The sequence below is a fragment of the Mycobacterium sp. IDR2000157661 genome (assembly GCF_022317005.1).
Lineage (GTDB): Bacteria > Actinomycetota > Actinomycetes > Mycobacteriales > Mycobacteriaceae > Mycobacterium.
Genome location: NZ_CP081006.1, coordinates 1918427 through 1930016, shown reverse-complemented (window position 1 = coordinate 1930016; position 11590 = coordinate 1918427). Strand labels below are relative to the sequence as shown.

At 69.6% G+C, this 11590-nt stretch carries 5 protein-coding genes; 3 read left to right on the top strand and 2 right to left on the bottom strand.

Annotated features, from left to right (window positions below):
• Complete coding sequence (locus K3G64_RS10270; protein ID WP_238949617.1) at nt 1-3222, top strand: arabinosyltransferase domain-containing protein; 3222 nt, start codon at nt 1-3, stop codon at nt 3220-3222.
• Between the two features lie 21 nt (nt 3223-3243).
• Here the strand turns inward: K3G64_RS10270 and K3G64_RS10265 are convergent, their stop codons facing one another.
• Nucleotides 3244-4578 (bottom strand): permease prefix domain 1-containing protein, encoded by a 1335-nt coding sequence (locus K3G64_RS10265; RefSeq protein WP_238950581.1) that lies wholly within the window; start codon nt 4576-4578, stop codon nt 3244-3246.
• 14 nt (nt 4579-4592) lie between these two features.
• A complete protein-coding gene (locus K3G64_RS10260) occupies nt 4593-4955 on the bottom strand; it encodes a PadR family transcriptional regulator (protein ID WP_238950580.1) in 363 nt (120 codons plus the stop codon).
• A 143-nt stretch (nt 4956-5098) separates the two neighbouring features.
• On the opposite strand from K3G64_RS10260, the gene K3G64_RS10255 reads away from it, so the two are divergent.
• Both K3G64_RS10255 and K3G64_RS10250 read left to right on the top strand, forming a co-directional pair.
• Entirely contained in the window at nt 5099-8386 is a 3288-nt protein-coding gene (locus K3G64_RS10255; RefSeq protein WP_238949615.1) for an arabinosyltransferase domain-containing protein, read from the top strand.
• Complete coding sequence (locus K3G64_RS10250) at nt 8383-11574, top strand: arabinosyltransferase domain-containing protein (RefSeq protein ID WP_238949606.1); 3192 nt, start codon at nt 8383-8385, stop codon at nt 11572-11574. Before K3G64_RS10255 ends, K3G64_RS10250 begins: the two co-directional genes overlap by 4 nt.
• Nucleotides 11575-11590 lie beyond the last annotated feature (16 nt).

The window sequence follows — 11590 nt, the reverse complement described above, 5'->3', positions numbered from 1 at the left end:
GTGATTGCCGCCGGGACGAACCATCGGACCACGCGGCTCATCGCGATCGTCGCCGGGTTGCTCGGCGCGGTGCTGGCGGTCGCCACCCCGCTGCTGCCGGTGACCCAGACCACCGCGCAGCTGAACTGGCCGCAGAACGGCGTGCTGGAAAGCGTGGAGGCGCCCCTGATCGGCTACGTCGCCACCGACCTGGAGATCAGCGTGCCGTGCGGCGTCGCGGCGGGGCTGGTCGGACCGGAGAACCGCGACCGCACCGTGTTGCTGTCGACGGTGCCCGGGCCGGCGCCGAAGGCCATCGACCGGGGCCTGCTCGTCGAGCGGGTCGGCGACGAACTGCTCGTCATCGTCCGCAACACCCCGGTGGTCAGCGCACCGCTAAATCAGGTGCTCAGCCCGCAGTGTGAGCGGCTGAGCATCACCGCGCGCGCCGACGAGGTCACCGGGGAGTTCGTCGGCCTGGTCAAGGGCCCCGAATCCGAGGACGCCGGTGAGCCGCTGCGCGGCGAGCGCGGCGGCTACGACTTCCGCCCGCAGATCGTCGGCGTCTTCACCGACCTGTCCGGGCGCGCACCGCCGGGCCTGTCGTTCTCGGCCACCCTCGACACCCGCTACAGCAGCACGCCGACGCTGCTCAAGACGCTCGCGATGATCATCGGTGTCGCGATGACCGTCGTCGCACTCGGCGCGCTGCACGTTCTCGACGCCGCCGACGGCAGGCGGGCCAAACGCTTCCTGCCCCCGCGCTGGTGGTCGTTGACGCCGCTGGACGGTGTGGTGACCGCCGTGCTGGTGTGGTGGCACTTCGTCGGCGCCAACACCGCCGACGACGGCTACATCCTCACCATGGCCCGGGTGTCCGAGCAGGCCGGCTACATGGCCAACTACTACCGCTGGTTCGGCACCCCCGAAGCGCCGTTCGGCTGGTACTACGACCTGCTGGCGCTGTGGTCGCAGGTCAGCACTGCCAGCGTCTGGATGCGGCTGCCCACCCTGGTGATGGCGCTGGCCTGCTGGTGGTTGATCAGCCGGGAGGTGATCCCGCGGTTGGGTCACGCCGTCAAGTCCACCCCGGCGGCGGCGTGGACGGCCGCGGGCCTGTTCCTGGCGTTCTGGCTGCCGCTGAACAACGGGCTGCGGCCCGAGCCGATCATCGCCCTGGGCATCCTGGCGACCTGGTGTGCGGTCGAGCGCGGCGTGGCGACCAGCAGGCTGCTGCCGGTGGCGATCGCGATCATCATCGGCGCGCTGACCCTGTTCTCCGGCCCGACCGGCATCGCGGCCGTCGGCGCTCTGCTCGTCGCCGTCGGCCCGCTGAAAACCATTGTGGCCGCGCATACTTCGCGCTTCGGCTACCTTGCGCTGCTGGCCCCCATCCTGGCGGCGTGCACGGTGACCATCATCCTGATCTTCAGAGATCAGACGCTGATCGGTGAACTGCAGGCCAACTCGTTCAAGTCGGCGGTGGGCCCGAGCCTGTCCTGGTTCGACGAGCACATCCGCTACGAGCGGTTGTTCACCACCAGTCCCGACGGGTCGGTGGCGCGCCGGTTCGCGGTGCTGACGCTGCTGCTGGCCCTGGCGGTGTCGGTGGCGATGGCGCTGCGCAAGTTCAGGATTCCGGGGACAGCGCTGGGTCCGAGCAGGCGCATCATCGGCATCACGATCATCTCGTTCCTGGCGCTGATGTTCACCCCGACCAAGTGGACCCACCATTTCGGCGTGTTCGCCGGACTGGCCGGGTCACTCGGCGCGTTGGCGGCAGTGGCCGTCACCGCGGCCGCGATGCGCTCGCGCCGCAACCGATCGGTGTTCGCCGCGGCGGTACTGTTCGCGATGGCGCTGTCGTTCGCGACCGTGAACGGCTGGTGGTACGTGTCCAACTTCGGGGTGCCGTGGTCGAACGAGTTCCCGGAGTGGCGGTTCGGGTTCACCACCCTCCTGCTGGGACTCTCGCTCGTGGCACTGCTGGGCGCGGCGTGGTTCCACTTCTCCGGCCGCGACGCCGCACCGCCCGGCTCCATCCGATCCCCATCCCGGTGGCAGCGAATCTTGCAGGCGCCGTTGGCCATTGCCGCGTGGCTGCTGGTGATGTTCCAGGTGGTGTCGTTGACACTCGCGATGATCGACCAGTACCCGGCCTGGAGCGTGGGCCGATCGAACCTCGAATCGCTGGCGGGTAAGACCTGCGGAATGGCCGAGGATGTCCTCGTCGAGCAGGATCCGAATGCCGGCATGCTGAGCCCGGTCGGCGCGCCCGTGGGGCAGGGGCTCTCGGTGAGCGCCCAGGGGTTCGGCCCGAACGGGATCCCGTCCGACCTGTCCGCCGACGAGGTGATGAGCGGCCCCGGCACCGCCACGAACTTCGCCGACACCCCCGAGGGCGACGACCAGGCCGGCGAGGCGGGCACCGAGGGCGGCACGACGGCCGCTGCCGGTGTCAACGGATCACGCGCCCGGCTGCCGTTCGACCTGGACCCGGCCACCACCCCAGTGATGGGCAGCTGGCGCTCGGGCACCCAGCAGCCCGCGGAACTGCGCTCGGCGTGGTACCGGCTGCCCGCCGGAGACGAGGCCGGGCCGCTGTTGGCGGTCGCCGCGGCCGGCCGCTTCGATCCGGGCGAGGTCGTCGTGCAGTGGGCCACCGACGAGCAGGCCGCCGCGGACGAACCGGGCGGCTCCATCGGCTTCGCCGACGTCGGCGCGGCGCCTGCGTGGCGCAACCTGCGCGCGCCGATGGCCGCGATCCCCGACGACGCCACCCAGGTGCGGCTGGTCGCCACCGACGACGACCTCGACCCGCAGCACTGGATCGCGCTGACCCCGCCCCGCATCCCGCAGCTGCGCACGCTGCAGGACGTCGTCGGCTCCCAGGACCCGGTGCTGCTGGACTGGCTGGTCGGCCTGGCGTTCCCCTGCCAGCGGCCCTTCTACCACCGCAACGGCGTCATCGAGGTGCCGAAGTGGCGGATCCTGCCCGACCGGTTCGGCGCCGAGGCGAACTCGCCGGTGATGGACTACCTCGGCGGCGGGCCGCTCGGGATCACCGAACTGCTGCTGCGGGCCACCACGCTGCCGAGCTATCTGAAGGACGACTGGTTCCGCGACTGGGGCGCGCTGCAGCAGCTCACGCCCTACTACCCCGACGCCGAACCGGCCCGGCTGGATCTCGATTCGACGACCCGTAGCGGCCTGTGGAGCCCGGCGCCGCTGCGCTTGTCCTGAGTGCCCAGCACGGTACGACGCTCAGCCGAAGCCGAACAGGGGCGGCAGCGCGATGACGACGGCCAAGGCCCACACGCCGTACACGGGCAGATAATCGGTCTGCCAGCGGTCGACTGCGGTGAACGGTCGGCGCTGTCTGAGGAACCTCGAGAGCAGCCACGCCGACCACGCCAGGTTCAGCAGAAGCACCAGGTTCAGCCCCAGCGCCGCGGCCTTGTTGGGGCTGTAGCCGAACTCGGCGATGCGCAGCAGCATCGCCGTCAGCATCAGGACGTCGACGGCGAGGGCACTGAGCACGAGTGCCAGCTGCAGCCGGTCGAAAACCGTTGGCGCCGATAGCGGGTCGCGCGCCGAGATGGCATACAGCAGCAGGCCGAGTACCAGGACCAGGATCAGATCCATCAGGATCAGCAGTTCGCGCTCGACACCGATGATGGTGCCTGCACGGGCGAAAGCCACCAGCAGCGCCAGCAGCATGACGATCGTCAGCGGGGTGAAGACCCGGGTGAGCACGGGCGCGATGTTCTCGATGACGCTCTGCTTCGCCTCCACCAGCCACGCGGAGAGAAGCACCACGACCGGCGGGGCAACCGGCGCCGCCCAGCCCTCGATAAGCCATTCGAGGTCCACCCCGATGGCCTGGAATGCGCCTGCCGTCAACATCACCAGCACGCCGACGCCGAGCAACAGCAGGGTGCAGTAGACCACGAACTCACCGGTGAACCGGATGAAGTCCATTCGACGACCGTGGTGGCGCCAGCGCCCACCGACGTAGGTCAGGCCGACGAGCAGCCACAACACGATCGGCAGGTGAATCGCGGCGAGCACCTCGGTGTCCGAGGCGGGCGGGAACGGATAGGTGTTCACCACGAGGGCCAACGCCGCCGCCGGCACCATGAGCAGCGCCCACATGCGCGGCCCGGTCCGGCGCTTCCAGACGAAATAGCCCGCCAGGAAGGGAAACACCAGCAGTGCGGCGTTACGGCCGAAGGCCGGTGAGTCACCGAGGACGGCCAGCGCCCACTTCAGGGCGACCGCCGCGCCGAGAGCCATTGCGATCACCACGAGGAGTTCGCGGTTGGGCTGCGGATGCTGCGGCGACGTATCCGAGGGCACGAGCACCAGCTGTTTCCACAGCCTGTCGGAGTGCTCGCGGGCGAACTCCCGCGAGATGGCGTCGACGTTGCCCAGCCGCTTCACGGCGACCAGGAACGACTCGTCGTCGGACAGACCCGATTCGGCCAGATCGGCAATCTGCTCGCGCAGGTGATCTTCCATCTCGTCGACATCGGAGGCGGAGATGGCGCGATGCCGCTCGACGAAGCCGCGCCAGTGCGCGATCTGCGATTCCAGCATCAGATTCGCGTCCGTCACGACACACCCGGTGCCAGGCCCGGAGGGACGACGGCGGACTGCCAGACGCGGTCGAGCGCCTCAGCGACCACCGTCCACTGGCGCTGCCGTTCGGCGAGAGCTGCCAGCCCCGCCGACGTGATGGCGTAGTGCTTGCGCCGTCGTCCACCCTGCGATGTCCCCCAGGCCGCCGAGACGTAGCCCAGCCGCTCCAGGCGGTGCAGCAGCGGATACAGCATTCCGTCGGTCCACTGCATGCGGCCTGCGGACAGCTCGTTGACCCGCTTGAGGATCGCGTAACCATAAGACTCGCCGTCGGCGAGGATCCCGAGGACCAGCGGTGTGGCCGAGGCGGCGACCAGATCCTTGTCGATGTGCATGAACGAACTCCGCATACCTAGAAGTGCTAGGGGGCCCTACCCTAACAGATCTAGGTATGCGGTGTTCCAGTTCGGCAACGCACACAGGGCGGCAAAGCCTGGTGCCAGGGGGTCATCAGATGCTTCGCCTACCATCGAGCCTCGTGCCACGCGACCAGTCTGAGCGGACCCACCGCCTCGCTCGGCTGATCGCCGTGTTCGCGGGCCTCGCCGGGGTGTTGCTGTGCGGGCTGGTTCCACTGCTGCCGGTTCAGCAGACGACCGCGACGATCCTGTGGCCGCAGACACCCGGCGCCGACGGGTTCGTCAGCGACATCACCGCTCCGCTGGTGTCGGGCGCGCCGCAGTCACTCGACGTCTCGATTCCCTGCCGGGCCATCGCCACCCTGCCCGACGACGGCGGGCTGGTGTTGTCGACGGTGCCCCCCGGCGGCATCGACGCCAGCCGCAACGGGTTGTTCGTCCGCGCGTCCGCCGACGTGGTGTTCGTCGCGTTCCGCGACACCGTCGCCGCGGTAGCCGACCGCGACGCAGTGGCCGCCGAGCAGTGCAGCGCCGTGCGCATCTGGGCCAATCCCGGCGAGGTCGGCGCGGATTTCGTCGGGATCCCCGGTGCCGTCGGCACGCTGCCCGCCGAGAAGAAGCCGCAGGTCGCCGGGATCTTCACCGACCTGGAGGTGGCCGCGCAACCGGGCTTGTCCGCCCGCATCGACGTCGACACCCGGTTCATCACCTCGCCGACCACGCTCAAGCTTGCGGTGATGGTGCTCGGCGTGCTGTGCGTGATCGCGTCCGTCGTCGCGCTCGCGGTGCTGGACCGCAGGTCGGGACGGCGCGCTCCCGGCGCGTGGCGGCGGTTCTGGCGGGTGGGGCCTGTGCACTGGTTGGCCGACGCTGCGGTGGTCGGCACGCTGCTGCTGTGGCACCTGATCGGGGCGACGTCGTCGGATGACGGCTACAACCTCACGATCGCGCGGGTCGCCGACGAGGCCGGTTACACGGCGAACTACTACCGCTTCTTCGGCGCCACCGAGGCGCCGTTCGACTGGTACCTGTCGGTGTTGTCGAAGATGGCCGCGGTGAGCACCGCCGGGGTGTGGATGCGGGTGCCCGCGACACTGGCCGCGATCGGCACATGGCTCATCATCAGCCGCTGGGTGCTGCCGCGGTTGGGCCGCCGGTTGGCCGCCAACCGGGTGACGGTTTGGACGGCGGGCGCGGTGTTCCTGGCGGCGTGGCTGCCCTTCAACAACGGACTGCGGCCCGAACCGCTGATCGCATTCGGGGCGATCGTGTGCTGGGTGCTGGTGGAGAACGCGATCGCCACTCGGCGGCTGTGGCCGGCCGCGCTGGCGGTCGCCGTCGCCGTGCTCAGCGTGACCCTCGCACCGCAGGGGCTGATCGCGATCGCCCCGTTGCTGGTCGGGGTTCGCGCGATCGTGCGCCACGTGCGGGCGCGACGGGCCGTCGACGGGGTGCCGGCGCAGGTGATGCCACTGGTGGCGTCGGCCGCGTTGATCTTCGTCGTGGTGTTCCGCGACCAGACCCTGGCCACCGTCGCGGAGTCGGCGCGCATCAAGTACGTGGTCGGGCCGACGATCGCCTGGTATCAGGAATTCCTGCGGTACTACTTCCTCACCGTCGAGGAGAGCATCGACTCGTCGATGACGCGCCGGTTCGCGGTGCTGGTCATGCTGCTGTGCCTGTTCGGGATGCTGGCCGTGCTGCTGCGCCGCGGCGGCGTGCCCGGCATGGCGAGCGGCCCGGTCTGGCGGCTGGTCGGGACCACCGCGGTCGGCCTGCTGTTGCTGACCTTCACGCCGACGAAGTGGGCGGTGCAGTTCGGCGCGTTCGCGGGGCTCGCGGCGGCGCTCGGGGCGGTCACCGCGTTCGCGTTCGCCCGGGTCGGCCTGCACAGCCGCCGCCACCTCGCGCTGTTCGTCACCGCGCTGCTGTTCGCGCTTGCGTGGGCGACCTCGGGGCTCAACAGCTGGTTCTACGTCGGCAACTACGGTGTGCCCTGGTTCGACAAGCAACCGGTACTCGCGGGCATCCCGGTGACGGGCATCTTCCTCGCTCTGGCGATCGCGACGGGGGTGCTCGCCGGATGGCTGCACTTCCGGATCGACTACGCCGGCCACACCCAGGTCGCCGACACCCGGCGTAACCGGGTGCTCGCCTCGACACCGCTTCTGGTGGTCGCCGTCATCATGGTGGTGCTCGAGGTGGGCTCGCTGGCCAAGGGCGCCGTACAGCGCTATCCCGTCTACACCATCGGCAAGGCCAACCTCGAGGCGCTGGTGTCCGGCTCCAGCTGCGGTATGGCCGACGACGTGCTCGTCGAACCCGACCCGAACGCCGGTCTGCTGCAACCCGTTCCGGGCCAGCGGTTCGGCGAGTACGGGCCGCTCGGCGGCGAGGACCCGGTCGGCTTCAACCCCAACGGCGTCAGCGACACCCTCGACCCCGCCGAACCGGTCGCCGTCAAGCCCGGTCTGGTCAACTCCGACGGCAACGCCAACGAACCGGTCGTCGGGGTCGGCTTCGCGGCGGGCACCGGCGGCGGCTACGGTCCGGAGGGCGTCAACGGCTCGAAGGTGTTCCTGCCCTTCGGGCTCGACCCCGACCGAACACCGGTGATGGGCAGCTACGAAGAGCCCGGCTCGGAAGGGGGAGTCGCGGCGGAGCTGACCTCGGCCTGGTACCGGTTGCCGTTCCCCGCGGGCGAGCGCCCCGCGGACCGGCCACTGGTGACCGTGGCTGCGGCGGGCGCGATCTGGTACTACGAGGAGGACGGGTCGTTCAGCTACGGGCAGTCGCTCAAGCTGCAGTGGGGTGTCCACCGGCCCGACGGCAGCTACCAGGCGCTCAACGAGGTCCAGCCCATCGACGTATTCCGCCAGAACGCCTGGCGCAACCTGCGTTTCCCGCTGGCCACCGCACCGCCGGAGGCCAACGTCGCGCGCATCGTCGCCGATGACCCCAACCTCTCCGAGGATCAGTGGTTCGCGTTCACACCGCCGCGCGTCCCGGTGCTCGAGACCGCTCAGCAGTACCTCGGCTCCTCGACGCCGGTGCTGATGGACATCGCCACCGCCGCGAACTTCCCCTGCCAGCGCCCGTTCTCCGAACGCCTCGGCGTGGCCGAGCTGCCGGAGTACCGCATCCTGCCCGACCTCACGCAGGTGGTGTCGTCGTCGAACATGTGGCAGTCCGCAGAGGACGGCGGCCCGTTCCTGTTCATCCAGGCGCTGCTGCGTACGTCGGCGGTGCCGACCTACCTGCGCAACGACTGGTACCGGGACTGGGGTTCGATCGAGCGCTATGACCGCGTGGTGCCTGCTTCGCAGGCGCCGTACCCGGCGATCGAGCAGGGCACGCAGCGGGTGTTCGGGTGGAGCCGCAACGGACCGATCAGGGCGCTGCCATGAGTTCGCGGGGCGACGTGCGGACGGCCCGCTGGGTCGCGATGATCGCGGGCCTGCTCGGTTTCGTGCTGTCGGTGGCGACACCGCTGCTTCCGGTCGAGCAGACCACCGCGACGTTGGAATGGCCCCAGAACGGGGAGCTGACCGACGTCACCGCGCCGCTGATCTCACAAGCGCCGGTGTCGATGTCGGTGACCGTGCCGTGTGACGTGGTTCGCGCGCTGCCGCCGCGCGGCGGGGTGGTGCTCAGTACCGCACCCAAGGACGGCAAGCAGGCCGCGCTGCAGAGCCTGTTCGTCACCGTCACCGCGCAACGCGTCGACATCACCGACCGCAATGTGGTGGTGGCCAGCGTGCCCCGCGCCCGGGTCGCCTCCCCAGACTGCGAGCGGATCGAGATCACCTCCTCCGAGGCCGGCACTTTCGCGAACTTCGTCGGCCTGACGAAGGCCGACGGCGCCGAACAGTCCAGCGGCTTCCCGGACCCGAACCTGCGGCCGGCGATCGTCGGGGTGTTCACCGACCTGACCGGCCCTGCGCCGCAGGGACTTTCGCTGTCAGCGGAGATCGACACCCGGTTCACCACCGAACCCACGCCACTGAAGCTGGCGGCGATGGTGCTGGCGATCCTGTCGACCATGCTGGCGCTGCTCGCGCTCTGGCGCCTCGACCGGATCGACGGCAGGCGGATGCAGCGCTGGATTCCGCAGCGCTGGCGCACGTTCACCGCCGCCGACGTCGTGGTGGTCGGCGGGTTCGTCGGATGGCATGTCATCGGCGCCAACTCGTCGGACGACGGTTACATCCTGGCGATGGCACGGGTCGCCGGGCATGCGGGATACATGTCGAACTACTTCCGATGGTTCGGAAGTCCCGAGGATCCGTTCGGCTGGTACTACAACCTGCTGGCCATGATGACCAGCATCAGCGATGCCAGCATCTGGATCCGGCTGCCCGACCTGGTGTGCGGAATCGTGTGCTGGCTGTTGCTTTCCCGCGAGGTGCTGCCCCGACTGGGACCCGCCGTGGCGGCGAGCAGGCCCGCGCTGTGGGCGGCGGGCCTGGTGCTGCTGGCGGCGTGGATGCCCTTCAACAACGGCCTGCGACCCGAAGGCCAGATCGCCACCGGCGCGCTGATCACCTACGTACTGATCGAGCGGGCCATCACGTCGGGCCGCCTGACGCCTGCGGCGCTGGCCATCGTCACGGCGGCGTTCACGCTCGGTATCCAGCCGACGGGCCTTATCGCGGTGGCGGCCCTGCTCGCCGGCGGCCGGCCGATCCTGCGGATCCTGGTGAAGCGGCGTCAGCTGGTGGGCACCTGGCCGCTGGTGCTGCCACTGCTGGCGGCGGGCACCGTGGTGCTCACCGTGATCTTCTTCGACCAGACATTCGCAACGGTGTTGGAGGCCACGCGGATTCGCACGGACGTCGGCCCGAACCAGGCGTGGTACACCGAGAACCTGCGCTACTTCTACCTGATCCTGCCGACGGTCGACGGATCGCTGTCGCGGCGGTTCGGATTCCTCATCACCGCGTTGTCGCTGTTCGCGTCGATGTTCATCATGTTGCGGCGCAAGCGGGTCGCCGGTGTGGCACGGGGTCCGGCGTGGCGGCTGATGGGCATCATCCTCGCCACGGTCTTCGTGCTGATGTTCACCCCGACCAAGTGGGTGCACCACTTCGGCCTGTTCGCCGCGGTGGGTGCGGCGATGGCGGCGCTGGCGACGGTGCTGGTCTCGCCGACGGTACTGCGGTGGTCGCGCAACCGAATGGCGTTCCTGGCTGCGGTGTTCTTCCTGCTCTCGCTGTGCTTCGCCACGACCAACGGTTGGTGGTACGTGTCGAGCTACGGGGTGCCGTTCAACAACGACATGCCGGCGCTGGGCGGCCTCACCGTCAGCACCGTGTTCTTCGCGTTGTTCGCGGTGACGGCCCTGTACACGCTGTGGCTGCACTTCTCGTCGCGCACGCGCGGCGAGGGACGCATCGTGCGGGCGCTGACCGCGGCGCCGATTCCCATCACGGCGGGCTTCATGGTGGTGGTGTTCGTCGCCTCCATGCTGGTGGGTGTGGTCCGGCAGTACCCGACGTACTCCAATGCGTGGTCCAATCTGCGGGCGCTGGCCGGTGGCTGTGGCCTGGCCGACGACGTGCTGGTCGAACCCGATCCCAACGACGGCTTCCTGACGCCGCTTCCGGGTGACTACGGCCCGCTGGGTCCACTGGGCGGCGTCGACCCGACCGGTTTCGACGCTGACGGCGTGCCGGAAGAGATTGTCGCCGAAGCTATCCGGGTGAACCTCCCGATGCCGGGGACCGATTACGACTGGGATCGGCCGACCGAGCTGAAAACCCCTGGGGTGAACGGTTCGACGGTCCCGCTGCCCTATGGGCTGGACCCGGCGCGCGTCCCGGTGGCGGGCAGTTACGTCCAGGGTCCCCAGCAGGAGAGCAGCCTGTCCTCCGGGTGGTACCGGTTGCCGCCTGCCGACGATGCGCACCCGCTCGTCGTGGTCACCGCGGCGGGCACCATCACCGGTGACAGCGTGTTCAACGCCCGCACCGAGGGGCAGACCGTCGAGTTGGAGTTCGCGCGGCCGGGCCCCGACGGCGCCCCGGTGCCCGCCGGCAGACTGGTGCCCTACGACCTCGGGCCGATCCCGTCGTGGCGCAATCTACGCTTCCCCCGGTCCGAGATTCCCGCCGATGCGGTGGCGGTTCGCGTTGTGGCCGAGGATCTTTCGCTCACACCGGGCGACTGGGTCGCAGTAACCCCGCCGCGGGTGCCCGAGCTGCGGTCGGTGCAGGAGTACGTCGGCTCCGAGCAACCGGTGCTGATGGACTGGGCGGTGGGCCTGGCCTTCCCGTGCCAGCAGCCGATGCTGCACGCCAACGGCGTCACCGAGGTGCCGAAGTTCCGCATCACTCCCGACTACAACGCCAAGCGCAAGGACACCGACAGCTGGCAGGACGGCATCAACGGCGGGCTGCTCGGCATCACGGACCTGCTGTTGCGGGCGCAGGTGATGGCGACGTACCTGTCACAGGACTGGGGCCGCGACTGGGGGTCGCTGCGCAAGTTCGAGCCGGCCCCCGAGGCCGCGGACGCGCGGCCGGCCACGCTCGAACTGGACACCTCGACCCACAGCGGCCTGTACAGCCCGGGGCACATCCGTATCAAGCCGTAGCCTCGTTGCGGCGAGC